Genomic DNA, 24,106 nt, shown 5'->3' on the forward strand with positions numbered 1-24,106 from the left:
TTATATTAGACATCAGGCAAGTTGCGACCCCATCTCGTCCGTAGAGATCAGCTGCCGCGTCCTGAAAGCAGACATCGCAAGCGAGGACTCCGGAGGTCGCGGTTGCGCTACTCGGCAGCCGTCTCCGATGGCTCCTCTGCCGGCCCCGAAGGCCTGGCCTCGGCATGGGGCTTGCGCCGTGAAAACAGCGACCTGAGCATGACGTAGAACACCGGCGTCAGGAACAGGCCGACGAAGGTGACGCCGAGCATGCCGGAGAACACCGCTGTGCCGAGCGACTGGCGCATTTCTGCGCCCGGGCCTGTTGCGATCATCAGCGGCACGACGCCGAGGATGAACGAGAAGGCGGTCATCAGGATCGGCCGCAGCCTGAGGCGGCAGGCTTCGACGGCAGCCTCGGCGGCCGACAGGCCGCGTTCCTGCGCTTGCCGTGCGAATTCGACGATCAGGATCGCGTTCTTGGCGGCAAGCCCGATCACTACGATGAGGCCGATCTGCACGAGGATGTTGTTGTCCAGCCCTCGGAAAGTCACGCCCAGCAACGCCGCGAGCACGCCGAGCGGCACCACCAGCACAATGGCGAACGGCAGCACCCAGCTTTCATATTGCGCCGCCAGCGCCAGGAACACGAACAGCACCGACAGTCCGAAGATATAGACAGCGGCATTGCCGGTGTTGCGCTCCTGATAGGCGAGCTCGGTCCATTCATAGGAGGTACCGGCCGGCAGCGTCTTTGCCGTGATCCCCTCCATCAATGCCAGCGCGTCGCCCGTGGAAACGCCGGGCGCGGCGTTGCCCTGCAACGGCACCGAGACGTACATGTTGTAGCGCTGGACCAGCGCCGGACCGGTGACATCGCGGATCTCGATCAACGTGCCGAGCGGAACCAGCGCGCCGGTCGCCGAGCGCACCTTCAGTTTCAAGATGTCGGCGCGATCGAGGCGGAACGCCTGATCGGCCTGCGCCCGCACCTGGTAGACGCGCCCGAAAGCGTTGAAGTCGTTGACATAGGCGGTGCCCAAATTGATCGACAGCGTCTCGAAGATGTTGGGGATCGGCACGTTCAGGATGCGCGCCTTGTCGCGATCGATCGCCAGGAAGAATTGCGGGCTCGAGGCGGAGAACGTGGTGAACACGCCCGTCAGCCCCGGCGTCTTGTTGGCTTTGCCGGCGATTTCGTAGGCAAGCGCCAAGATCTGCCGCATGTCGGCGCTGTTGCGCTCCTGGATCTGCAGCTTGAAGCCTCCCGCATTGCCGACGCCGCGGACTGGCGGCGGTGGCAGTGCGATAATGAAGGCTTCCTTGATGCTTTGCAGGCTGCCGAACAGATTGCCGATGACCTTGGTCGCCGACTGGCCGGCCTTCAGCCGCTCGTCAAACGGCTTGAACCTGGCAAAGATCACACCCGCGTTGCTGGCGTTGGTGAAGGTCGCGCCGGAGAAGCCGGCGAAGGCGACTGCGTAGTCGACGCCAGGCGTTTTCTGGATGATCTGCGACGCCTGCTGGATGACCGCATCGGTTCTCGACAGCGAGGCGCCGTCCGGCAACTGGACGACGACGATCGCATATCCCTGGTCGAGCGACGGAATGAAACCGCGCGGCACCGTCTGCACCATGTAGACGGTGGCGTAGATGAGGGCCGCGAAAACGGCCAGCATGGCGCCGATCGCTATCCGCGAGCCGACCAGCGCGTGGATGATGCTCGAATACCAATGCGCGACCCTGTCGAAGCCGCGATTGAAGCCGTCGGCGAGCGCCCGTCCGAACCGCGCCAGGAAAAAGCGCGGCGGCGCCGCCGCAGCGTGGTGCGGCTTGAACAGCAGTGCGGCCAGCGCCGGCGAAAGCGTCAGCGAATTGAATGCCGAGATCGCCGTTGACACAGCGATGGTGATCGCAAACTGCAGGTAGAACTGCCCAGAAATGCCGGGGATGAAGGCTGTCGGTACGAACACGGCTATCAACACCAGCGAGATCGCGATGACCGCCGTTCCGACTTCGTCCATGGTCAGGTGCGACGCCGGATTGGGCGCCAGCCCACTGGCGATATTGCGCTCGACGTTCTCGACCACGACGATCGCATCGTCGACGACGATGCCGATCGCCAGAACGAGGCCGAACAGCGTCAGCATGTTGAGTGAGAAGCCGGCGGCGTAAAGCACCGCCAGCGCGCCGATCAGCGACACGGGGATCGCCACGATCGGCACGATCGCCATGCGCCCCGATTGCAGGAAGACGATGATGACGATGATGACCAGCAACATCGCCTCGAGGATCGTCTTGTAGACCTCCTGGATCGACTCGGCGACGAACTCGGTCGATCGAATATCTGAAGAACCCGCCGTCGCGCGAGAAGCTCGTAGAACTGATCAAGGCGATGGGCTTCACCGCCGCCCCAGTTGCTGCGCGAGAAGGGCACGCCCTACGCGGAACTCGATCTCGCTAAGGCGAGACAGGGCGCGTGCGGTTATCGATGCGTCGGGCACATGGCAAACGCCGAACCCACTCGGGGGCGCCGGCGGCATCCCGGCCGAAGGCGAAACGGAATTCGCAAGCCAGATTGCCTACGGCATACCGGATGTGCTCGGAAAGGACCGCGATCTGTATGCGGGTCGCACCAAGGTGAGGGATGGCTGCATGAAGTGAAGTTCGACGGCTACCGCTCTCAGATCGTGATAGATGACGCTGACGTTCGCATCTTCACCCGACGCGGGCTCGACTGGACAGCCAGGTATCGCGCCCTAGTCGAGACAGCCAGAGGGCTCAACGGTCAAAGCGCGATCATCGATGCCGAAATCATCGTCCTGAATGAAGCAGGCGTTTCGGACTTCGGCGTGTTGCGCAAAGCGATCACCCAGCGTCAGGACGACCTCTATTTCGTGGCCTTCGACCTCCTCCATCTCAACGGCCATGATCTCCGGGACATGGCTCTAGAAGACCGGCGAGAAGTGCTGCAGGCATCGATCCCTGCAGGCGAGCGGATCCAGTTCAGCGAACAGCGCTTCGAGGCACAGGCGCGGCGGTCTTCTACCTGATGGACAAGGCAGGCCTTGAAGGTGTCGTCTCGACAGAGCAAGTATCGCTCAGGACCGTCGACAAACTGGCTGAAGGCGAAGTGCTACACTGTCGACGAACATGACCTTATCGGCGTCGAGCGCGAGCCAGGCAAGCCGGCCTTCGCGCTGATGGCCGAGCGCGGCACCGGGCGTTATGTCGGCTCGGCTTTCATCAATGCCGGAAGAGCGGTGCGCGAGCGGCTCTGGCAGTGCGTTCAAGAGCATGCCGGGCCGGCGCCGAAGGGGATGGGCGGCCGGCGACGCAATGGGTCAAACCGGGGCTGATCGGCCGCGTGAAGCATCTGCGCGGCGAGGAGGACTTGCGCCACGCCTCGCTGCATGATTTTCGGGAAGATGGAATCTAGGAGAGATCCACGTCAGGCGCCCTGGCGAAAAGCGATGACAAAGCGCGGATGAAATCGGAGAGGAAGTGGGGAGCGACGGCGAGGGTCGATTGCATCGATATAGGAACCGGATGCGGACACTCGGGTTATGAATTGGAAGGGACCGCCCATTAGGAGATGATGATGACCCGGCTTTTATTCGCAGCAGCCATGATGGCCCTGTCTACCGGTCTTGCCTTCGGGCAAACGAATAGCACCACTTCCAGTGGTTCTTCCACAACAAGCACTACAATGCCGAGCGACCAGAACACGGACACGACAACGACCAAGTCGACCAATCCCAACTCGGCCAAGGATTGCGCCCCTGGACAACAGACCGGCAGCGCGAAACAGGCAGCGCCCGGGCAACAAGATACCGACACCAAAGCCGCTGCGCCGGGCCAGATGAAAACGACAACCGAAGGCTGCTAGATTCAGAAAGTGGACCTTGGCCCGCTGGCTCGACCAGCGGGTTTTTCTTTAGGCCTTGTCCACCAGCGGGGCCTTCCGCTTCGGTGGCACATAGGATGTCACTAGCCTGAGGGTATCCATGTTCACCGTCACAGGAACACCCAGGTTCACAGTCACCCAATCCCCTTCGATATGCGTGACGTCGCCTGTCAATTCTATGTGCTGGCCTTTCTTCACCGTCGATGTCCGGTCGACGACCGAGTGCGGAAACCCATAAGACGGGATCGAGACGCTGACGCGATCCTCAGTCACACGTCGGCGCACGGTCGCTGTGATGGCGACTTCATCGCCGACCTTGATGCCCTTCGCCATGGGTGAGAGTCTGGCGCGGCTGGCGGCTTCGTCAAGCGCTCGCTAATATGGACCGGTCTGAGTTTGAAATCTGGCAGCGCCCAAACGGAAAACCCGTCGCAGCTAATGAGCGTAAGCGACGGGCTTTCGGTTGTCACTGAGGCGGCTACAGTCCTGTGATCGACCACCTAACGGTTAATTCGAAAGCGGCGGAATCGTTCCGCGCCTCCTTGGATGGCTCGCTGAAGGAATTGTTTGGCGCATTCCTCCCAATCGATAGGTGTTTGCTCCTGCTCGCGAACAGACTTCTTGAAAGCCTCGCGCAGCTCGTCAAGGTCGAATGCCGAAAGCCGTTTTGCCTTGCTCGTCATAACGGGGTTCATACGGCCCAAAGTCCTAAGCCTTCAAGAAAGCGGGCCTGACTTCTTTTGGGTGTATCTCGATGTGTAAGGTGTGCGGGGGGCGGCCCGGCACCTGGGCGGGGTAGGCCAGAACAGTGCCGGCCTAACCGGTGGGGTCCGGGGGACGGGCACCGGCTGAGGACATTTCATTGCTAATATACGATACGTGCGAATGAAGATCCGGCTATTAGCTCCTTGGACGAACCGCGTGCTGGCTGGACCCTATTCGGGGCAATGGTCTGTTTTCTTACGGAGGATTCGCTAGGTAGCTGCGGCGAGTGTAAAATGCCTCTGTCGTCCGCGCCCAGCCGAGGCAAGCAGGCGCTCATCACGCCTTCGCCCCGGTGAGGAATGAAAGCGTCATGGCTTCCAAAAGATACAGCGGCATATACATGCCCGCCGATATCGACATCCTTCAAAGGGTATTCGACCAACTGTGCAAAGAGCGCCGTCTGGCCCTGAAAGATTCGGAGCAGAGGGAGCGCCTTGCCCGCGAAGTCATCGATGCTTTCGAGAACGGCCTCACCGACGAAACGGAGTTGTGGCGGGCGCTTTCAAAGCTGCGTTCGGCTCGGGCGGGGTGAGCTAGAGGCGAGCGCGAGCACTACGGCGCCGGTGGCCGCGATGTAGAGCGGAACGAAGCTCATGAATGGAGACTCAGGTGAGAACCGGCGACCGATGCATATCATGTGTTGGGGAACAACTGAACGCTTCGGCCGCCGGCCCTCGGCGGGGGCGTTGCCCTTTCAGGCAACGCTGATAGGTGGGGCCTGCAATTGGTCTTCGAGCAATTCGAAGCCATCGCCATGGTAAACAGGCGATTACTATCCACAGGGCTCGCTACTGCGTCTTAGGGCTCTCGGGCCAGGGCAGCAGCCGACGTCTAAAAACCTGTAGCTCGTCGTCGCAGCACATCGAGTAGGCGAGTGCTTGAGTTTGGGCGCTCGCCGTCGGCTGCGTCGTGCCTGATTCACCTGGCACAACCAAGACTTCGCTTTTTATCCCAATTCCAGGTCATTAGGCTGTGCGTCACAACGTTACAAAATATACCGTAAGTTATTGATTTTATTGAAATCGGTTAGAGTTCAATCAACTGACATCCTCCGGGCCCACCATTATCTTTATTATCAATGGTAGGGTGGTTCGCCACGAGGTTCGCCAAGCATCGGCTTGCGCGTCACCAGACGCACGACTCGATCCATCCCCTGCACCGCCAGCCGAACCTGCGAGGTTTCTCATCACCTCGACGAGGTGCTTGCCGTAGGGGATGAGTTGACGATTCTCAAAGACGGGCAATTCGTCGGCACGTATCGCACGAGCGAGATCGCGTCGGGTGAAATTCATCGTCGCATGGTGGGGCGCGAGCTTGCGAAAAGCATTTATCCGCCGCGACCGGCGAGAGATGACAAGGCGCGAGGGCCCGTCGTTCTCGAAGTCAGTGACGCTGCCGTTGGCCGCGAGCTCAATAATGTCAGCCTGGATGTTGGTGCCAGCGAAATCCTCGGCCTTGCCAGATTGAAAGGCGCCAGTGCCGAAGCGCTGTTTGCGGCCATTTGCGGCGACTTGCCTTTGCGCCATGGCTCCATGAAGCTCGCGGGCGGTTCATACGCGCCGTCGAGCCCGACTTTCGCTTGGCGGCGGGGTGTTGCTCATCTGCCGGGCGATCGCAAAAATGAAGGGCTGATTGCCGAGTTCAGCGTACTCGAGAATCTGGTGATGGCCCGCCCCCCGCATCATGGGCCGGTCTTCGATCGCGCCGCTGCAACCACCATCGCGGGCGATCTCATCGCCCAGATCGGCATCAAGGCGCAAAGCGTCCTGTCGTTCGCTCTCCGGAGGTAATCTGCAAAAGGTGGTGATCGGCAAATGCCTAGCCGTCCAGCCATGCCTGCTCCTGCTCAACAACCCTACGCGCGGCGTCGATATCGGCGCCGCGCGGAAATTTACCGCATCATAAGGCAGAAGGCGGCGCAGGGCCTCGCCATAATCCTGTCCTCGGAAGACATGCCTGAACTGATCGGAATGTCAAACCGGCTGCTGGTGCTTCGACCAGCGCCATCGCCGCCTTTTATGGCGCTGCCGGCGCGCTGATGGTCGTGCTGCTGTGGGTCTATTACTCTGCCCGTGGAACGAGGTTCGCGCATCGGAACGGGCGCCGCGACCAGAAGATATCGCGTTGTGCTGCAATCCGATCCTTCTCGTTCAAAGACAAGCCAACAAACAGTGTAGCCGCCCAGAATCAAAAAGGCCGCTGGCCGGACGTCATCGTGCCGACCTTGGTGAGCGCTTCTTGAAGCTGCAATGTCGCCATGCCTGCTAAACGCTGAGGGCAATGCGGGTTCCCGCCAAATCGGCTGGCGACGCGAGGTGCAGTGCCTCCTACGCGTCGCCAAGTCAGGGTAGGCCTACTTGTTAAGTCCGTTGGCCATGTCCAGGTGGTGCTGCAGATGCGGCAATGTCGTCCCTGCCCATGCCTTCAGATCGGCCTGTTCGCCACCCTCGCTGTAGCGCTTGAAGAGATCGACCGCATCCTTGTGCGCATCGACCTGATCGGAATGGTACCGCTTGGTGAAGTCATTGCCCTGCAGCGCCTTCAAATCGTTGAGGGTCGACTGCTGCTTGTCGGTCATGGCCGTCGGAAGCGTGGCCTTCACCTTTCCGCTGGTCACGAGGCCCTTCAGATCGGCGGTGGTTTTCTCGTGGTCGGCGACCATCTGCTTGGCAAAGGCCTTCGTCGCTTCGTCGGACCGTTCAAGCGCCAGCTTGCTGGACTCAATCTCGAACATGTCGCTGGCGGCTGCTTCGGTAACGAAGTCCTGCGTCGACGGTGCAACACCCAGAACCGAATTCACGCCGGTCTTTTCCGTGGTCGAGGTTGATTGGGCCAAGGCCGGCGACGCAAGCATAACCGTCGCGACCGTCAGAGCGAACGTTTTCATTGATTTGTCTCCGTTGTAATTTCCGAACCGAAGACAGGCTTGTTTGTTCCCGTGACCTCTGGTTTGCGATACGAAGGTTCCCCGTATCCAAGTCTAACGCAGAACGCCGCCTATCATTCTGACGTTGAAGGGCTTCGGCGCCGCGCCGAGTCCGCTTCGCCGCCGCTCGTGTTCAGCTCCATGATCATGTCCTGACTGTTTTTTTGCGCACGGTGTCCAAACGACCGAGGAAGAAGCTGACCGTTTCATCGTCGATCAGCCCGTTGATGGAAATATTGGACTGGAACAGGAGCTTGTCTCGGTCCAGGCTGGTCCATCCCGCTCGTGTGAAATGCTGTGAACATGGAAGGTCATGGAATCTCGCGGGAATGTTCGGGCTCCCAACCGTCCATCGATCCATTCGTTCGTCGTGGTCTCGGATTAGCGGGAACCTCGGTGCCAGGGTCGGGTTATCTCGCTGCAAGGAGATGCCCATGAATGCGACGAAGAAATTCCTGCGCAGCTGGCTGGAGGAGAATGTCGGCACCCTGCCCGCCGACACCGAGGTCAGTGTTCCGATGCTGGCGCGGCAGTTCGAGCAGGACGCCGATGCCGCCGGCTACCGCCGCGAAGTGCGGGAGCAGGAGGTGGGCAACATCGAAGACGTCGTCCGACGCGCGCTCGATAAAAGCGGCGCCGAGAATGCGGAGACCGAATCGAATTCTGATGAGGAGAATTCACTGGCACCGGTTATCGATGCCTTGGAAGCTGCCGAGCCCGACCATGAGGCGCCGGACGACGCCGAGGGCCTGCGGTAACGGTCAGCAGTGGCGGAACAAAGAGCGACGTCAGGAGTTTGGCACCCGATTCATCCACGGCAGCCATGCAGCCCTTCGGTCCAACAGAGAAGCATACGATGAATAAGTCCCCCGGAAAGAGCGATCCTGTCGCGTCGGAATCCAGCAGCGGTCGGGCAAACCGGCAAGCCGAGACATTGCCGGAGCAAGACCCCGCGGAAGGCTCGAGCGAGACGGTGGATCGCGAGTTGGAACGGCAAAAGCGCTCGCCTCGGGCTGAAGATCGAAAGTCCGGACGACAGGCGCTGCGGGATCAGGTCGAGGAAGAGACCGAACTGCCTCAGAAGGGGTCGGCCTGATCGCGAGCAGCGACGCGACTGCTCTCGTGACAAGGTCCAGGCGGAACCTGCTCCTGTTGCTTGCAGCGGCAACGGCTGGGCTGGCGCTCTACAACAATCTCCTCGCGAGACAGGCATTGGCTGGACGTCCGCTCGGGCGCTTCATCCACCTCCGCGGAACCACGCTGCATTTCCTGGAAGCGGGCAATGGGCAACCGGTGCTGCTCCTGCACGGCAACGGCGCTTCGGCGGAGGACTTCACAACAAGCGGCATCTTCGACAAAGCCGCTGCCAGGTATCGTGTGCTTGCCTTTGACAGGCCCGGCTTCGGCCTGAGCCCACGCCCGGTAGGCAGACCTTGGACAGCCGGCGCCCAGGCCGATCTCATCCAGGCCGCTGCCGAAAAACTCGGCATCGGGAGCTATGTGGTTGTCGGGCACTCATGGGGAGCCACCGTGGCGCTCGAGATGGCGCGACGGCATCCCCGATCCGTCGCCGGTGTTGTCGTTGTCGCTGGCTACCATTATCCGCCGCCAAGGCTGGCACTTGCCATCTCGGCGCTGCCGGCCATCCCGCTGATAGGTACGGTTTTGCGTCACGCCCTACTGCCTTCGTTGGTCAGGCTGAACTGGCGCTGGGCGATGGAGAAGATATTCCACCCGGCAACCGTCGCGACGCCTTTCGCAGCAACGACAAGGGGGCTCGCGAGCCGCCCCTCGCAACTGCGGTCCATCTCTGCGGAGTCGTTCCTGATGCTTGCCTCAGCACTGTTCCCACATCGTCAATATGCCGACATCGCCATTCCTGTTGGGATAATTGCCGGCGCCCGCGATCAGCTGTTCGATGCCAAGGCCGAGGCGCTACGGCTGCAGGCCGAGATAGACCACTCGCTGGTCGATATCGTCCGGGATGCTGGACATATGGTGCATCAAAGCAAGCCGCAGGCGGTTCTGACGATGATCGACAAGATTGCCGCTTTCGCGAGCTTTGCCGGCCCGGTCTCTGGGAATCTATTCAACTCTCCGGTCCCTAAGACACGCCCGCGTCGACAGCACGAGGAACGTTCCGATACGACGCTCCGGGGCTGCTTTGTCCAGACGAGGAGGTTGCCCCTTTGAGAGCAAAGCCCGAGGGGAAATGAGAACTCGCTAAAAAGCTGCTCGTCCAGGGGAACATCGCGGCGGGCGGGAGGTTCGGATTAGATCGAGGAGGTGCACCATGAACAGTGTCATCTATCTGATAGGTCTGATTGTCGTTGTGCTAGCAGTGCTTTCCTTCCTCGGCTTTCACTAGGAGGCACCATGCAGCGCGAGAATGATCGGGGCCGCGAGACCGCCGACTTTTCCGAGGCGAAGGACGAAGTTTCCGACCGAATCCGGCAAGAAACCCAAAGCGCCGGCGAAGCTCTTCACGATGCTCGCGACGAGGTCGCCCGCAGGGCGGAGGCTTATGCCGCGGAAGCTCGGCAGGCTGCCGCCGAAAAGGCGGAGCAGACGCAGCGCGATATCGGATCGAGCCTGGCCGCTTTCGGCGGCGCCCTGCGCGCCGCGAGCGACCACTTGGCCAACAGTGACCAGAGTGCGGTCTCCAATTTCATGCAGGAGGCCGCAAGCGGGCTGGAACGGCTGTCCTCCTCGTGGAAAGAGAAGTCGTTCGGACAGGTGCTTGAAGACGTTCAGTCCTTTGGCCGCCGAAATCCTGGAGCGCTTCTTGCCGGTTCGGTCCTGGCGGGATTGGCACTTGGCCGCTTCGTAAAGGCTTCGCCGCCCGGCACGCGCCACCCGACGCAGGACGCGGCCAAACCTGAACATTCCGGACAAACCGGCATCGGAACGAGCGCGCGCCGGGATAACGCTCCAGCAAATTGGGGTTCCGATGGCGGCATACCCGGCAAAGCAGCGGAGCTGAAGAAATGAGCACTCAGGATAATCCAAGTCTCGGCATATTGGTCGCCGATCTGGCGCAACAGGTCAGCACGCTCGTGCAAACGGAGGCGAGGCTCCTAAGAGCGGAGATCTCGGAGAATGCGACCAGGGCTGGCGCAGGCGCCGTCGAGGTGCTGGGCGGCGCGATATGCCTGCTCGCAGCGCTGCTGGTTTTGTTGCAGGCACTCGTCATCGCCCTGGCCCGCCTTGGTCTGGGCGCCGGGTGGTCCGCTTTGCTCATCGGCGTCGTCGTGGCCGTGCTTGGGGTGATCCTGTTGCGGACCGGCACGGCGAGCATGGCGCTTTCCGAGCTCGCGCCGGACCGCACACAGGAACAGCTCAAGCGTGACGTGAAAGTGATCAAGGAACAAGCGAGATGACCGAGAGATCCGCAGCCGAGATCGAACGCGAGGCGGAAGCTACGCGCGCAAGGGTGGTGGCGACCGCCGACTCCATTCGCGACAAAATGACCCCCGGGCAGCTCTTCGACGAATTTACTGGGCTTTTCAGAGGCAGCGCGGGCTCCGACATGCTTCACAACCTGAAGGCCCAGGTGCGGGACAATCCGTTGCCGCTGACTGTGATCGGCGCGGGCCTGGCCTGGCTGATGTTGGGCAGCGGCGCTTCCGCCACCTCAGCTGATACCGATGATGCGACGCGGCGCGGTCCTGGCCCCGATCATCGATCATTCGGCGCTGGAATCGGTTCGACCGCCTCGGATGCCGCGGACTCTGTTGCCGAAGCGGCCAGCGGAGCGGCCGGAACTGTCGCGGGAATGTCAACCGAAGCTGCCGGCACAATGTCGAACGTGGCAAGCAGCGCAGCCGACACACTGGCGAGTTCGGCGGCGGCTGCGGCCGACATGGCAACGAGTGCCGGCCGCTCGGCGCATGGTATGCTTCAGGACCAGCCTCTCGCTGCAGCCGCCATCGGCCTCGCCATCGGCGCTGCGATCGGCGCCATGCTGCCCCACACTGAGGTCGAGGATGAGCGATTGGGTGCCTATCGCGAGAGGCTTCGGGACAGTGCCGAAGACACTTTGAAAGAAGGCCTCGACGCTGCAAAGCAAGTCGCGGCCGAAGCCTACCAGACGGCGAGCGACGAAGCCGGACGGCAGGCCTCGAGCGAGGGAACGCTGGCCGACAAGGTCGGCGGCGTCGTCAAAGCCGCGGCCGACAAGACCGACGAATCGGTGCGAGAACAATTCTCCGGTTCCGACCTGTCCTCGTCCCGGAAATCTTGATGCTTTTTAACACGTCCAAGGAACAATGCGCGCCACCCTCGGTTTGGGCAGCGTCAACGATGGAGACACTGCAATGGCTGAATCGCGCGAATGGCTTGTTCAATGGCTGAGGGACGCTCACGCAATGGAGGAACAGGCCGAGACGATGCTGTCGGGCCAATTGAGTCGGATAGACAGTTACCCTGAACTCAGCGAGCGAATCCGTAGCCATCTGGAAGAAACGAAAGAGCAGTCCAGACGGCTGAAGACCTGCCTGGATGGCCTCGACGAAGGATCGTCCGTGCTGAAGGACGCAGGCGGCAAGCTGACCGCCACCGCGCAGTCTATCAGCGGCGTCTTCGCCGGTGACGAAGTCATGAAAGGCTCTCTGGCGAGCTACACGTTCGAGCATATGGAAATCGCGTCCTACACGATCCTCATCGCTGCGGCCAATGCAGTGGGCGAAGCCGAGATTGCCCGCGTGTGCGAACAGAACCTGCGCGAAGAGGAAGCCATGGCCGAGTGGCTGAAGGACCACCTTCCGCAGGTCACCCAGACGTTCCTGACGCGTGCGGAAGCAGACAGCGACAGCGCCAAGCGCTGAGACGGCGATTAGAGCGGTTCACTGTTTCACGGAAACGGCGAACCGCCTCATCTTCTTGTTTTGACCTAGTTCCGGACGGAACCGCGGGCGAGCGGCCTGCCTGTCTGCCTATTCGTCATTCTCATCCTGGAACCGCGGTGATCTTGCACGCGGCTTGCGATCTCGGTCCCTTGCGGATCATCTCAGCCCGTAGAGGTAGGCCGCGACATCGCGCGCCTGCTGCTCGGTGATCCTTGTCGACGGCATGGCGGTGTGCGGATTGATTTCCCGTGCCGAGCGGATCCAGCGGATCAGGTTCTCCGGATTGTTCGCCAGCACACCCCCGATGTAGATGCGCCCGGCAAGGCTGCCGTCGAGCCGCGGCCCGACCTGACCTTGCGCCCCCGGCACGCCGGCAATTGTATGGCAGCCGGAGCAGCCATTCGCGGTCATGATCGGAATGGCGCGATCCCCCACGCCGCCGGTTGCGACATCGGACTCGTGCCGAACACGCTCGCGCCGGTCAATCCACAGGCTTCCCGCCGCGACCCCGATGGCCAGAAGCACGACACCGACGATCACGCCACTGAGCAGCTTAGCCAGGTCGGAGCGCATGGGCCGCCTCCCTGGTTCCGCTGTTGCTTATCCAGAGGCCGGCGAGCAGCAAAGCGGCTCCGCCGTAGATCAGCCCGGCCGGCACCCACATCACAAGCCCGGCGAGTTGCTGATCCTCGAGCGGGCTCAGGCGCCAGAGCGCGGCGCCGGAGGCATTTTCCGGGTACCAGAGTCTTGGCGAGACCAGCAGCAGGACGCCAAGCAAGCCGGTGTGCAGGGAGGTGAAGAACAGATGCATGACGGAGATGCCATAGGTCTGCTGTCGGCCGGAGCGCGGCAGAAGCACCCACCAGAACAGCAAGCCAGTGCCGAGGAAGCTCGCATGCTGCGCATAATGCAGCACACCCTGCTGCAGCGCTGCCTCGAACAGCACCGGGATATGCCAGATCCAGATCGCTATTCCATGGAGGATCGTCGCGCTGAGCGGACGAGCGGCGAAGGCCCAGAGCGCCTGCAGCACCTTGCCATGGGTGAGCTTTCCCGTCTCTCGACGGAGTGTGGTTGGCAATGCCCACATCAAGGCCGCGCCGGGACTGGCGGCGACAAGAAGCGGCGCCGCCACGGCCATCAGCAATTCATGCTCGACCATATGGGCAGAAAACACCCGCTCGCCGAGCGCATGGATGGGGCTGACCAGCGCAACGGTCAGCACGCTCCAGCCGGCCGCGAACAACAGAGCTTGCTGCAGCCGCTCGTGACGGCCTCGGCCGCTGCGACGCCACAGACGACCTGCGCCGATCCCATAGATCATAGCGATCGCCAGCAAGGGAAGGGTGATGGGTAGCGCCAACGTCCATCCGGCTTCCGGCGCACCGGCGCCGTAGCAGATAGAGGTCGAGAAGAACACTTCGAGGCTCATCGCAGGCACTCGTCGAGGATGAGCGCCGCGCTGCCCTGCATGACGATGACGAGGGCGAACAGCAGCGCCGCGAGCATCCCGAGATCGGCGACGAAACGCTCGGTGCCGCGTGTGCGCTCGGGCTTGAAGGCGGCGCCGCCCTGCCGCTTCGCCCGCCATGACAGCGCGCCGCCGAGCAGCGAAAACACCGCGAGCAACAGCGCCAACGGGAGCACCACCTGCACCTGGCGATTGCACTGCCAGTGCACGAGCGCGTAGTTCAGCTGCGTCGAAATTGCCCAGGCCAAAGGCCCCGACAACAAACCTCCCCAGGACGTGCCAAGCCGCAGCGCGCGCATCTCAGCCCCACCTCGGTAGCCAGTATATGAGCAGGTAGATCGGGATCCAGGTGAGGACCACGAAATCCCAGTAGAAGACATTGTCGCCGACATCGCCGAAGCGCCGGCCGCTATAGCCATGGTGCGTAAACATCAGCACTGTCAGAACGATCGTATCGCCGACATCGGTGATCAGATGCGTGGTGTGGAGCCCGAGCAGCACCCAGAGCATCGAGCCGTAGGCGTTCGTGTCCCAATAGATGTTCAGCGCCGGAAACTCGAACCAGCGCACGATGAGCGGTGCAACGCCGAGCAGCGACATCACCACCATGCCGATCCGCACCGGCCCGATCGCACATTCCTTGGCGTAGCGGTTGAGCATATGGTTCGGCACCAGGCTGACGATGAGAAGCAGCGTCACGATCGTTCCCGGCCAATGGTTGGGCTGCGGGGCGCTTAGCCGCCAGTTGGGCCACAACGTCGCGAGATAGAGATGGGCCCCGGCGGCCAGCGCAAAGCCCGTGCCTTCCAGCGCCATGAAGCCAAGCGTGCCCCACCAGGTGGGGCTGCGCGGACCATGTCCAAAGGTCGGCAGGCCGGAAATATCCATGGCAGGGCGCTGGTTCATTCCTCGTCCTCCGGATCGCCTTTCGGCCAGAACCAGCCAATCAGGGTAACGGCGATCGGCGCGGCGCCCCAGACAATCGCCCAGGGTGTGAAGATTGAGTAGAGGAAGGTGCCGCCCACGGCGATGGCCGCCAGCAGCGGCCAGATCGACGGCGTCGCCGATTTTTCGCGGATGTCGGGATGGGCCTCCGCCACTGTCGAGATGATCAGTTCGCGAGCATCGACGCGAAGCCCGGTCGCGACGGGAAGCGGCTCGCGTTCGGCCCAGAGCGGCTCGACATTCGTCACGACCGGAATGCGCGCGAAATTATAGCTGGGCGGCGGCGAGGACGTCGCCCATTCCAGCGTGCCGGCGTCCCAGGGATTGTCGCCGGCTGGCGCACCCTTCAACACGCTGTGGACGAGGTTGAAGGCAAACAGCACGAAGCTCAGGAAGAAGAGCACCGCGCCGGCGCTGATGAAGAGATTGATGTTCCCCCAGCCGAGCTCGGCCGGATAGGTGTAGACCCTGCGCGGCATGCCCCAGAGACCGACGATGTGCATGGGGAAGAAAGCCGCGTTGAAGCCGATCAGGGCGAGCCAGAAATGCCAGCGCCCGAGGCGCTCGCTCATCATGCGGCCGGTGATCTTGGGGAACCAGAAATAAGCCGCGCCGAGCAGCGGAAAGACCGCGCCGCCGATCAGCACGTAATGGAAGTGAGCGACGACGAAATAAGTATCGTGCACCTGAAGGTCGAGCGGCACGGAGGCCAGCATGACGCCGGTGAGGCCGCCGATGACGAAGATGAAGAAGAAGCCGAGGACGAACAGCAGCGGCGTGCGGATCACCGGCCTGCCGTCCCAGAGAGTCGCCAGCCAGCAGAAGATCTGAATACCGTTGGGGATGGCGATCATCATGCTGGACGCGGTGAAGACGCTGGCGCCGAGCTTCGGCAGTCCGGTCGCGAACATGTGGTGGACCCAGAGGCCGAACGATAGGAAACCGACGGCGATCAGCGACAGGACCAGACCGAGATGGCCGAACACCGGGCGCCGGGCGAAGGCCGGAATGATGGCGGAGACCATGCCCGTAGCCGGCAGGAAGATGATGTAGACTTCAGGATGACCGAAGAACCAGAACAGGTGCTGGAACAGCAGCGCGTCGCCGCCTTCGGCCGGGTTGAAGATGTGCGTGCCGACGAGCCGGTCGAGGATCAGGAAGGTCGAGGTGATCATCACGGCCGGCATGGCGAAGACGACGACAAAGGACGTGACCAGAAGCGACCAGACATAGAGCGGGATCTTGTCGAGTGACATGCCAGGCGCGCGCTGCTTGAATACGGTGACGATGGTCGCGACGGCGACAGCCAGCGAGGACACCTCGGTGTAGGTGATCATCTGCGCCCAGACGTCGGCGCGCTTGCCGGGCCCGTATTCCGGGCCGGACAGCGGCACATAGGCGAACCAGCCGACATCCGGCGCCATCGAGAGGGCGAAGGATACCCAGGCGAAAAGCCCGCCTGAGACATAGACCCAGTAGCTGAAGGCATTGAGGCGGGGGAAGGCGATGTTGCGGGTGCCGACCATCAACGGAACCAGATAGATCCCGGTCGCCTGCACGATGGGCACGGCGAACAGGAACATCATGGTGACGCCGTGCATCGTGAACAGCTGGTTGTAGAGATCCGGGCCAATCAGGCCGCGTTGCGGGCCCGACAGCTGAATGCGCATGGCGACGGCATTGAGCCCGCCCAAACACAGGAACAGGAAGGCGGTGATCAGGTATCTTCGTGCGATGACCTTATGGTCGACGCTCGACAGCGCGCCGATGATGCCGGCAGGCGTGCGCCACGTCCGCGCCAGCCAGCGATGCAGGCTGGCGTCATCCATGCCGGTGTCGCGCGGTCCGTCTCGCCCTGGTGCGATATCGCCTTTGGCGGATGCCTCGCGCTCCGGCGGCAAATCGCGTTCGCTTGTGAGATCCGCGCTGCTCATTTCAGCCCCTCTAGATAGGCGACGATGACGTTGAGCTCGTCGCCGCTGAGATCGACCACCGGCATGTGAGACCCGGGCTTGACGCCTTGCGGATCGGCTATCCAGGCGGCGAGATTGCCGCGGCTCATCGTCAATGTTCCGGCCGCGAGCGTTTGCCGGCTGGCGACATGGGTGAGATCGGGCGCGACCGTACCGCCCGCGGGCGTGCCGCCTATCTTGTGACACATCACGCAGGGCCGTTTCAGGAAGAGATCCTTTCCGGCCTTGGCCTCGTCACTCATTGGCGCGGAGGCCGGCTGCAACTGGTCCCGCCACCAGGCGTCGAACTTTGCGCGCGGCTCGGCGATGATGAAGGTGCCCATGTTGGCGTGCTGCGCGCCGCAAAATTCCGCGCATTGGCCCCGATAGACGCCGGGCTTGTCCGCCTTAATGTCGAGCACATTCATTCGGCCGGGAATGAGGTCGAGCTTGCCGGAAAGGCTCGGGACCCAGAAGGAATGGATCACATCCGTGGAGGTGAGAAGAAGCCGCACTGGCTCACCGGCGGGAATATGGATCTCGTTCGCCGTGGTCAGGATGCGGCTCGGCGTGGCGTCTTCGTAGCGAACCTCCCACCACCATTGATGGCCCGTGACGCGAATGGTCAGCGCGGCGTCCGAGCCAATCGCGGCGAGCGTCCTGTTGGCGAAGAAGCTGAGCAGAGTGAGCCCGACCAGGATCACGGCGGTCAGCCCGACGGCGGTCATCACCACGCGCAGCTTCCGATTGTCGGCGCCGGCGTCAAGTACAAGCGGCTCTAGACGTTCTCGCGATTGCATCATCAGCGGCGCGGCAAGACCGATCATCACCAGCACCCACACCACCGCGCAGAGCCCGGTGAAGAACCAGATCAGCCATGCCAACTCGCTCGCGGCGGGGCCTTTCGGGTCGAGAGCCGATTGCCAGCCCGCGCACCCGTGAAGAAACAGGGCGATTGCCGTGGCCAACGCAATCGAGGCGAAGCGTTTCACGGCGACTTCCCCAGCGTGGCGGCATCGGGCATGCGGTTTTCCGAGGGATGCGCCATCATGTCGTCATTGCGGGAAGGCGCGGCGGAGGACGGCGCGTTGCCGCTCAGCGAGCGAACAAAGGCTGCAAGCTCCCAGATCTGATCGTCGGGGATCTTGTCGCGGAAGCTCGGCATGCCGTTCGGACGGCCGTCGCGGATCGTGGCATGGATGCTTTCCATCGAGCTGCCATAGATCCACTTTTCGTCCATCAGCGCGGGGCCCATGCCGCCGCCGCCATTGGCATGGCACCCCGAACAGTTGAACCAGCCGAACAGGCGCTTGCCCTCGCTCAGATGAAAGGCATTGGCCTCGAAGCTCGCCGCCTTGTTGTCTGTGGGGGAGGGGCGCTGTCCGCCGGGTTCCAAAGTCGTTACCGGCGTCGGCTGTTCGCCGGAGCCGAGCGCCGATTGCGGGCGCGTATCCCGCTCCTCGCGCTGGCATGCCGCCAGCGCTAAGACCGCCAAGAGAAGCGTGGCGGCGGCCGGTTTCATTGCACCGGGCTCCCGGCCATGTCGAGAAGCGGCACGCCATATTGCGTCAGGATCGCGTCGATCTCGGTCTTGTGCCTGGCGAGAGCGCTGTTCACTGCGCTGCGCAGCGCATCGTCCTCGCGCCTAACGCCCATGGAGATGTCGTACATCAGCGGCAATTGCGGCCCGTCGATGCGAGGTGAGACCGGCGTGATCCGCAGCGGCACCTTCTGCTTCTGGGCGAAATAGCCGGCGAGCGGACCCCAGACCACCGCGACGTCGATCTCGCCGTTCGCCAGCGCCTCGACAATGCGCGCTGGAGGATTAGGAGCGGAGTAATCGCCATAGACGGGGTAGCCGATGAGATGCCCGACGATGCCGCGGCGGCCAAGCGCCTGCACAGGAGGCGAGTTGGCGCCGTCGTCACCGATGAGCTGGACGCCGATACGCACGTCGCGGAGCCGCGGGTCGTTGAAGGAGGTCACATCCGGGCCGTCTTGGCGGCTCACGAAGACATAGGACGAACGATAGTAGGGCGTAGTGGTGCGCAGCATTTCGACATTTGTGGGCATCCCGAGCACCAGATCACAAAGCCCGGCTTTCAGCGTGTTGCGAACGAAGCCGCGGCGCTGGGCCCACCAGGTGTAGGACAGCTTGGCGCCGAGATCGGCGGCGACGATCTGGGCTATCTTGTTCTCGAAACCTTGGCCGCTGGCGTTGGAGAACGGCATGTTGTTGGGATCGGCGCAGGCGCGCAGTTCCCGCGCATCCGCCGCACCGGCCACAACCAGCCAGACCATCGTGACGAGACCGGCCGCGAAGGCCCGCAGGGCAGACCTTTTCGCCAGCGGGGTCAGTTTGAATGCATCAAGGCAGCCGGAACACATAGAGTGTGCCTCCCGCCGTTGTTGCATTCTTCAGATCCTTCATGGCGTTGACGAAACCAAGCGCGGCGGTGGCGTCGCGCGGATCAAGATCGCCCGATACGATGGCGCCGGCCCAGCCGCCGACACCAGACAGGATCGCGACATATTGGTGTCCGTCGGGGCCGCGATAAGTCACCGGCTGGCCGATGATGCCGGAGGAGGTCTTGAACTGCCAAAGCAATTCGCCGGTCTTCGCGCTGACGGCCTTGAACCAGCCTTCCATGGTTCCATAGAAGACGACATTGCCGGCGGTTACGACGCCGCCGCTCCACACCGGGAAGTTTTCCTTGAGGCTCCAGGCCGGTTTCTCCGCCGCGATGTCCCAGGCGGTGAAGGCGCCGCGATTGCCGCCGGGGCCCGGAATCATGCGGACGTTCATTCCGACATAAGGCGTGCCGGCGATGTAGTTCACCTCGACGCCTTCCTCGTCCATGCAGAGATTGTTGTGCGGGATGTAGAGCAGCCCCGTCTTCGGCGAGAAGGCGGAAGGCTGCCAGTCCTTGAGCCCCGATGCGGTCGGGCAAATGTCGCGGACAACCTTGCCGGTACCGATCTTCTTGTCCGGGTTTTCGATCAACCTGCCGGTCTTGAGATCCACACCTTTGCTGGAGTTGACCGGACCGTAGGGTTTTGCAGACAGCACCTCGCCGGTGGTGCGATCAAGGACATAGAGGTAGCCGTTGCGTTCCGGGCGGACCAGCACCTTGCGCGGCTTGCCCTGCCAGTTCATGTCGAGCAGGACTTGCTCGTTGATGCCGTCATAGTCGTGCAGATCGTGCGGAGTCCACTGATAGAACCATTTCGCCGCTCCGGTATCGGGATCGCGGGCAAAAATGCCCGATGTCCATTTGTTGTCGCCGGGGCGCAGATCCGGATTCCAAGGCCCCGGATTGCCGGTGCCGTGGAAGATCAGGTTGAGATCGGGATCATAGGAGATCCAGCCCCACATATTGCCGCCGCCGATCTTCCAGGCTTCCGGCGGCCATGTCGTGACGCCAAGGTCCTTGCCTTTGTCCATGTCGTAATGTGGCTTGAATTCCGGGCCGATCAGTACCTGGTCGTCGGGACCAGTATTGTAGGCCGTCCAGACGACATGGCCGTCGCCAGCGTCGAGCGCCTTAACCCAGCCGCGCACGCCCATCTCGCCGCCCGAATTGCCGACCAGCACTTTGCCCTTCACCACCAGCGGCGCCATCGTGATGGTCTCGCCGACATTGATGTTGCCGATATGGGCGTTCCAGACCGGCTGGCCGGAGTTCGCATCGAGCGCGATCGTGTGGCCGTCCAGCGTGTTGAAGAAGATGCGCCCGTCGGCGAAAGCGGCACCGCGATTAACGACGTCACAGCACGCTACCCCTTGCGCCGCGGGCTCGGGATTGGGTTCGTATTTCCACTTGATCGGTGCGCCAGGTTTGGAGAGGTCGAGCGCGTAGACGACGTTGGGAAACGGCGACACGATGAACATCGTGCTGCCGATCACCAGCGGCGCAGCCTCCTGGCCCTTGTTCACGCCGGTCGAGAATGTGAAGGCCACCTGCAGGTTCTTCACATTGGTTTCGTTGATCTCCGTCAGCTCACTGTAGCGGGTAGAGGCGTAGTTCTTGGCGGGCATCGTCCATTGCCCATCGTCGGGCGGCGCTGCGGAGGCAGGCGGCGCGATCGTCGAGGTGGAAGGAGCTTCCGAGGCAGCGGCCAGAAATGGAAGGCATGCCAGCAGCAGCGCTCTAACGAAACCGGGCCCGGCAGAACGCCGTCCATTAGCTGATCGGCCGGTTCGTCTTGCGTCGACGCGCTTCGGTGCCAGCTGCTGTGTCCTCGTCATTTCGGGTCGGAGCCTCCGACGCCGGCGCCCAGTTCCGCGGCGACGTCGCCTTCCTTGCCTTGGCACAAAGGATGACCCCAGCCCGATGCGCTTTTCCCGCCGGGGTCGATATCATATATGATGGCGTCCTTGAGATTGGGATTGACGCCTGCCGGAACCTTGTCGAAACCCAGCGCCGTCCGAACGCGCCAGGCGACGTTGTGGTCGGCGCAGGAGGAATCGCCACTAACGCCAAGGCCGCCGACGATCCTTTTGCCGTCATAGAGAGCGAGGCCTCCGCCGAACACCACGACGCCTCCGATCGGCTTGCCGATCAGCGGGTCGTTGGCGCTGCCGAATGTCCCGGCGTCCCCGGCGTAAGCCGCCGCCTGATTGACGGGGCTTGTGGTCTGCAGGCCGAAAAGCGGCCCAGCCGGTTGCGCCCCAGCGTAGAGATTGGCGGTCGAGAGGGCCATGTTCGCCACACTGACACCATTGGCTGTGTTCGCTTTCTCGGCCTCGATCAGCCGGCTGCCGGGCCATTGTGCATCCGCCGTTGGGCCGCTGAAAGCCATGGCGCAGACCGTGCCGTCGCGGGCGACGATTGCAGCCCATTCATTGGTCTCGAAGCCGCCATTCGCCGGACCGCCGCTTGCCTTGACATTGGCCTTGAGGGCCGAGAGCAGCTTGTCGTGATCGACCGGGCAGGGCGCCTGCGCCCGCGCAGGGGTTTGCGACAGCGCTACGATGGCCAGGATCAGGAGGCCAAGAGCAGCTGACGGAGACTTGCGGTAACGCATGGCCTTCGGAACACCCACCTCGTTCAACTCGGACAGCAAGGGAACGACCGAACCGGGGTGGCGGAGACTCCAGTCGCTCCGTCCTGCAATCTGATCCTGCTCTTGCTGCGCGAAACCGAACGGATAACGGGCTTCTTTGTTCCTGTTGTCCAAGAAGGGACCGCAAGAATTGCGGGCCAGCCCTTCCTGGATGGTTTGCAGCTGTCGAGAGGTTCTTGGCCTTGGATTATGACGTGCGGACCGGGGAACAAGCTGAACCGGCCTGCGTTGGCAGGCAATGGAGCAGCTTCGATCAGATTTTGCGGCAATGGCGCAGCGCGGTTACTGGCTGGCCCTTGTGCACGTGTTTCTCCCTTACGGGGTGGGCGTGTTCTTCCTGATCAGGACTTGCCACTGTTTATGACTCGGCCCTCCGGTCTCGCCAGCGTCGAGTTCGAGGCGAGGCGCACAGGCGCAAACGCCGGCCTGGACAGCCCAGGTCACGAATACCCTCCTAGCTGCAGCGATCGCGCCACGGCCGTCATAGGCTGCGCAGCAAGCGTCGCTGGCCCGGCCGTGCAGCCTGCCGCGCTTTTCGAACGGCCATTCCTCCAGAAACTCGATCGCGTCCATGGCGCAGCGTATTTTCCTTACGCCGAATGGCGCGTCATCGACGAGAACGGGCTCTGAGAACGCATCGGACTTCATCGCGCTACATCCTGCTGCTGATGCAGCCAGTGATGGGCCGGTTTCTGGATCGCAAATTTCGATGTTGCCCGGATGTCCGGGGCCGATCGGCACAGGTTCTTGAAAGACTTTGGGGCCCATTCGTTCCTCCGGTCAATCCGCCGCTCGGCGACGACCAAAGGGACACCTTCCGCATCGTCTTGGGCGCACTAGGGACGCCGTAGACGGAAATATTGGAAGCGCGATTTTCCGCGTCAAGAGGCGGCCAGTGGATGCTGATCTTGCTTATTTATTGATCTGTTTGACGGACGGCAAAGGAGGCATGACTAGAGCTGCGAATGAAGCCTGCTGGCCAGCCAGTCCGTGAATTTCTCGGTCGGGGGACGTGCTCTCCATTCTGCCAGGTCTCAATCGCCCTGCTGTTTGCGGCTGCGATGCTTTTCGATTTCCTCAGGCTCCTTATCGTCAATACTGGTGATGTTCGAGGCCGAGCTGTTTGACCGCAGCATCTCATCCAACTTGGCGTGGATTGCCTGGGTGTCGCGATGCTCTGCCCGTTGAATGAATAACGTCATAGCCCAGGTGAAGAGGGTGGCCGCCCCGTGCCAATTTAAGCTATGAGGCTCGAAAGCCAACCAGAGCGCCGCGTAAGCCAACAGAACCAGGAATGCTGCAGGCCGAGACGTTAATGTGCCGATTGAGGTCACCAGACTTGTGATCGAGTGATTTGCCATCTTCAAAAACCTTCGGCCCGGATTCTGGTTCCAGCTCGTGGGCTAGGCGCTGGAAGCGAGCCTGAAGCGACAACAACTTTCGACAAAACCGTGCATCCTTCGCACGCAATCGGCGTGCGATGGATCTAATGAGGCGGACCGCACGCTTCGTCAGAGAATGGATCGACGAGTATAAGGCGGAACCACCGGCTGCAATCCCGGCCGAAATCACCGCCGAGAAGCTAGCCGAACAATGCATGGCCGACGCGAAAGCGGAGCGTTATGCGCGTTCACAAGAGTTTGCTCGGGAAGAACGCTGTTAGGGAAAGCAGCTCGATTGGCGTCATTTGATCTGCTCAAAAGTGCATTGGCGCGGTGCTCTGTCCGGGCGCCAACGCAGCAACTTCGTACCGTGTCGAAAGGAATCGCCAGTGACGTGGTCGTGTCGGACTCGACGACCAGTTCCGGTCGGACCGGTTCCTAGGCTCCGCTCCGTTCTGTGCTCCAGCGACCAGGACCACCGGGCGCTTTGCCGGTGAAACCCGGCGACCCGAGCAACGCTTCCAGGCGCCGGGTTACTGCGGGCCTATTCTCGTTGCTTATCGTCGAAGTGAAGCCAAGATTGTCGAGCTTGCCGTCTTCATTATAAAGGCCGAGCAGCAAGGACCCAACTTCCTGTCGTTCGGCGAGGTAAGGGAATCCGCTAACCACGCAGTCGGCGCTCTGCATGCGCTTGATCTTTATCATCGCGCGCTCGCCGCAGAGATACGGATGGTCACGCCGCTTTGCGATGATACGGCTCTTGTGGCTATCTTGCTGCGGGAACAGAAGCGGCCGGGTCGCGGTTGTTCTGGATGGCGCCCAAGAACGACAACCTCGATATGTCCGAAACGGAGATCGCGGGTGG

At 62.1% G+C, this 24,106-nt stretch carries 25 protein-coding genes and 5 pseudogenes; 13 read left to right on the forward strand and 17 right to left on the reverse strand.

Features of this window, described 5'->3' with window-relative positions; all coding sequences use genetic code 11:
• Positions 1 to 107: 107 nt before the first annotated feature.
• Positions 108 to 2,315: pseudogene (locus tag QAZ47_RS14635) on the reverse strand (efflux RND transporter permease subunit); the annotation flags it as partial.
• Positions 2,316 to 2,317: 2 nt separating this feature from the next.
• On the opposite strand from QAZ47_RS14635, the pseudogene QAZ47_RS14640 reads away from it, so the two are divergent.
• The 4 genes and pseudogenes from QAZ47_RS14640 to QAZ47_RS14655 all read left to right on the forward strand — a co-directional run.
• Positions 2,318 to 2,441, forward strand: a pseudogene (locus QAZ47_RS14640) (arsenate reductase); the annotation flags it as partial.
• 1 nt (position 2,442) lies between these two features.
• Positions 2,443 to 2,622, forward strand: a pseudogene (locus tag QAZ47_RS14645) (flavoprotein); the annotation flags it as partial.
• An 8-nt stretch (positions 2,623 to 2,630) separates the two neighbouring features.
• Positions 2,631 to 3,418, forward strand: a pseudogene (locus QAZ47_RS14650) (ATP-dependent DNA ligase).
• A gap of 162 nt (positions 3,419 to 3,580) precedes the next feature.
• Complete coding sequence (locus QAZ47_RS14655; RefSeq protein WP_278207463.1) at positions 3,581 to 3,868, forward strand: hypothetical protein; 288 nt, start codon at positions 3,581 to 3,583, stop codon at positions 3,866 to 3,868.
• A 48-nt stretch (positions 3,869 to 3,916) separates the two neighbouring features.
• Here QAZ47_RS14655 and QAZ47_RS14660 read toward each other — a convergent pair whose 3' ends face one another.
• Both QAZ47_RS14660 and QAZ47_RS14665 read right to left on the reverse strand, forming a co-directional pair.
• A complete protein-coding gene (locus QAZ47_RS14660; RefSeq protein WP_278074737.1) occupies positions 3,917 to 4,219 on the reverse strand; it encodes a hypothetical protein in 303 nt (100 codons plus the stop codon).
• Between the two features lie 167 nt (positions 4,220 to 4,386).
• Entirely contained in the window at positions 4,387 to 4,569 is a 183-nt protein-coding gene (locus QAZ47_RS14665) for a hypothetical protein (protein WP_278207464.1), read from the reverse strand.
• 392 nt (positions 4,570 to 4,961) lie between these two features.
• On the opposite strand from QAZ47_RS14665, the gene QAZ47_RS14670 reads away from it, so the two are divergent.
• The 3 genes from QAZ47_RS14670 to QAZ47_RS14680 all read left to right on the forward strand — a co-directional run bounded on the left by QAZ47_RS14670 (position 4,962) and on the right by QAZ47_RS14680 (position 6,893).
• The gene (locus QAZ47_RS14670) at positions 4,962 to 5,183 is read left to right on the forward strand and encodes an RNA-binding protein (protein WP_278074735.1); all 222 of its coding nucleotides are present in this window, start codon (positions 4,962 to 4,964) and stop codon (positions 5,181 to 5,183) included.
• Positions 5,184 to 5,871: 688 nt separating this feature from the next.
• Positions 5,872 to 6,441 (forward strand): hypothetical protein, encoded by a 570-nt coding sequence (locus QAZ47_RS14675; protein ID WP_278233627.1) that lies wholly within the window; start codon positions 5,872 to 5,874, stop codon positions 6,439 to 6,441.
• Positions 6,442 to 6,689: 248 nt separating this feature from the next.
• Positions 6,690 to 6,893, forward strand: coding sequence for a hypothetical protein (locus QAZ47_RS14680; RefSeq protein WP_278207467.1), 204 nt, complete (start codon positions 6,690 to 6,692; stop codon positions 6,891 to 6,893).
• 111 nt (positions 6,894 to 7,004) lie between these two features.
• Here QAZ47_RS14680 and QAZ47_RS14685 read toward each other — a convergent pair whose 3' ends face one another.
• The gene (locus QAZ47_RS14685) at positions 7,005 to 7,538 is read right to left on the reverse strand and encodes a DUF4142 domain-containing protein (protein WP_278074730.1); all 534 of its coding nucleotides are present in this window, start codon (positions 7,536 to 7,538) and stop codon (positions 7,005 to 7,007) included.
• A 473-nt stretch (positions 7,539 to 8,011) separates the two neighbouring features.
• Here QAZ47_RS14685 and QAZ47_RS14690 point away from each other — a divergent pair, with 473 nt between their 5' ends.
• From QAZ47_RS14690 to QAZ47_RS14715, 6 genes are all read left to right on the forward strand, one after another.
• The gene (locus tag QAZ47_RS14690; RefSeq protein ID WP_278207468.1) at positions 8,012 to 8,335 is read left to right on the forward strand and encodes a hypothetical protein; all 324 of its coding nucleotides are present in this window, start codon (positions 8,012 to 8,014) and stop codon (positions 8,333 to 8,335) included.
• A gap of 394 nt (positions 8,336 to 8,729) precedes the next feature.
• A complete protein-coding gene (locus QAZ47_RS14695) occupies positions 8,730 to 9,770 on the forward strand; it encodes an alpha/beta hydrolase (RefSeq protein WP_278207471.1) in 1,041 nt (346 codons plus the stop codon).
• A gap of 183 nt (positions 9,771 to 9,953) precedes the next feature.
• Positions 9,954 to 10,568, forward strand: coding sequence for a hypothetical protein (locus tag QAZ47_RS14700; RefSeq protein WP_278207472.1), 615 nt, complete (start codon positions 9,954 to 9,956; stop codon positions 10,566 to 10,568).
• A complete protein-coding gene (locus QAZ47_RS14705) occupies positions 10,565 to 10,957 on the forward strand; it encodes a phage holin family protein (protein ID WP_278207473.1) in 393 nt (130 codons plus the stop codon). Before QAZ47_RS14700 ends, QAZ47_RS14705 begins: the two co-directional genes overlap by 4 nt.
• Positions 10,954 to 11,820: a DUF3618 domain-containing protein gene (locus QAZ47_RS14710; protein WP_278207475.1), complete on the forward strand. Its 867-nt coding sequence runs from the start codon at positions 10,954 to 10,956 to the stop codon at positions 11,818 to 11,820. Before QAZ47_RS14705 ends, QAZ47_RS14710 begins: the two co-directional genes overlap by 4 nt.
• 73 nt (positions 11,821 to 11,893) lie before the next feature.
• On the forward strand, positions 11,894 to 12,403 hold the full coding sequence (locus QAZ47_RS14715) for a DUF892 family protein (protein ID WP_278207476.1): 510 nt from the start codon (positions 11,894 to 11,896) through the stop codon (positions 12,401 to 12,403).
• 177 nt (positions 12,404 to 12,580) lie between these two features.
• Here QAZ47_RS14715 and QAZ47_RS14720 read toward each other — a convergent pair whose 3' ends face one another.
• From QAZ47_RS14720 to QAZ47_RS14780, 13 genes and pseudogenes are all read right to left on the reverse strand, one after another.
• Entirely contained in the window at positions 12,581 to 12,997 is a 417-nt protein-coding gene (locus QAZ47_RS14720; RefSeq protein WP_278207477.1) for a cytochrome c, read from the reverse strand.
• Positions 12,978 to 13,856 (reverse strand): cytochrome c oxidase assembly protein, encoded by an 879-nt coding sequence (locus QAZ47_RS14725; protein ID WP_278207479.1) that lies wholly within the window; start codon positions 13,854 to 13,856, stop codon positions 12,978 to 12,980. Before QAZ47_RS14725 ends, QAZ47_RS14720 begins: the two co-directional genes overlap by 20 nt.
• A complete protein-coding gene (locus QAZ47_RS14730) occupies positions 13,853 to 14,194 on the reverse strand; it encodes a hypothetical protein (protein ID WP_278207480.1) in 342 nt (113 codons plus the stop codon). The genes QAZ47_RS14725 and QAZ47_RS14730 overlap by 4 nt, the downstream gene beginning before the upstream one ends.
• Position 14,195: 1 nt before the next feature.
• Positions 14,196 to 14,801, reverse strand: a complete 606-nt coding sequence (locus QAZ47_RS14735; protein ID WP_278207481.1) for a cytochrome c oxidase subunit 3 — start codon at positions 14,799 to 14,801, stop codon at positions 14,196 to 14,198.
• Positions 14,798 to 16,774 carry a cytochrome c oxidase subunit I gene (gene ctaD / locus QAZ47_RS14740; RefSeq protein WP_278207483.1) on the reverse strand — a complete coding sequence of 659 codons (1,977 nt, stop codon included), beginning with the start codon at positions 16,772 to 16,774 and terminating at the stop codon, positions 14,798 to 14,800. The genes QAZ47_RS14735 and ctaD overlap by 4 nt, the downstream gene beginning before the upstream one ends.
• Positions 16,771 to 17,784 (reverse strand): cytochrome c oxidase subunit II, encoded by a 1,014-nt coding sequence (gene coxB, locus QAZ47_RS14745; RefSeq protein WP_278207484.1) that lies wholly within the window; start codon positions 17,782 to 17,784, stop codon positions 16,771 to 16,773. Before coxB ends, ctaD begins: the two co-directional genes overlap by 4 nt.
• The gene (locus QAZ47_RS14750) at positions 17,781 to 18,314 is read right to left on the reverse strand and encodes a c-type cytochrome (RefSeq protein ID WP_278074719.1); all 534 of its coding nucleotides are present in this window, start codon (positions 18,312 to 18,314) and stop codon (positions 17,781 to 17,783) included. Before QAZ47_RS14750 ends, coxB begins: the two co-directional genes overlap by 4 nt.
• On the reverse strand, positions 18,311 to 19,180 hold the full coding sequence (locus tag QAZ47_RS14755; RefSeq protein ID WP_278074718.1) for a substrate-binding domain-containing protein: 870 nt from the start codon (positions 19,178 to 19,180) through the stop codon (positions 18,311 to 18,313). The genes QAZ47_RS14750 and QAZ47_RS14755 overlap by 4 nt, the downstream gene beginning before the upstream one ends.
• Positions 19,161 to 20,831, reverse strand: coding sequence for a methanol/ethanol family PQQ-dependent dehydrogenase (locus QAZ47_RS14760; RefSeq protein WP_278207485.1), 1,671 nt, complete (start codon positions 20,829 to 20,831; stop codon positions 19,161 to 19,163). The genes QAZ47_RS14755 and QAZ47_RS14760 overlap by 20 nt, the downstream gene beginning before the upstream one ends.
• Positions 20,832 to 21,037: 206 nt before the next feature.
• The gene (locus tag QAZ47_RS14765) at positions 21,038 to 21,820 is read right to left on the reverse strand and encodes a heme-binding protein (protein WP_278233628.1); all 783 of its coding nucleotides are present in this window, start codon (positions 21,818 to 21,820) and stop codon (positions 21,038 to 21,040) included.
• 354 nt (positions 21,821 to 22,174) lie between these two features.
• Complete coding sequence (locus QAZ47_RS14770; protein WP_278207487.1) at positions 22,175 to 22,627, reverse strand: DUF982 domain-containing protein; 453 nt, start codon at positions 22,625 to 22,627, stop codon at positions 22,175 to 22,177.
• A gap of 266 nt (positions 22,628 to 22,893) precedes the next feature.
• Positions 22,894 to 23,220 carry a low affinity iron permease family protein gene (locus QAZ47_RS14775; RefSeq protein WP_278207488.1) on the reverse strand — a complete coding sequence of 109 codons (327 nt, stop codon included), beginning with the start codon at positions 23,218 to 23,220 and terminating at the stop codon, positions 22,894 to 22,896.
• Positions 23,221 to 23,542: 322 nt separating this feature from the next.
• Positions 23,543 to 23,994 (reverse strand): annotated as a pseudogene (locus QAZ47_RS14780) (ATP-dependent DNA ligase); the annotation flags it as partial.
• Positions 23,995 to 24,106: the final 112 nt, after the last annotated feature.

This window comes from Mesorhizobium sp. WSM4904 (assembly GCF_029674545.1).
Taxonomy (GTDB): Bacteria; Pseudomonadota; Alphaproteobacteria; order Rhizobiales; family Rhizobiaceae; genus Mesorhizobium.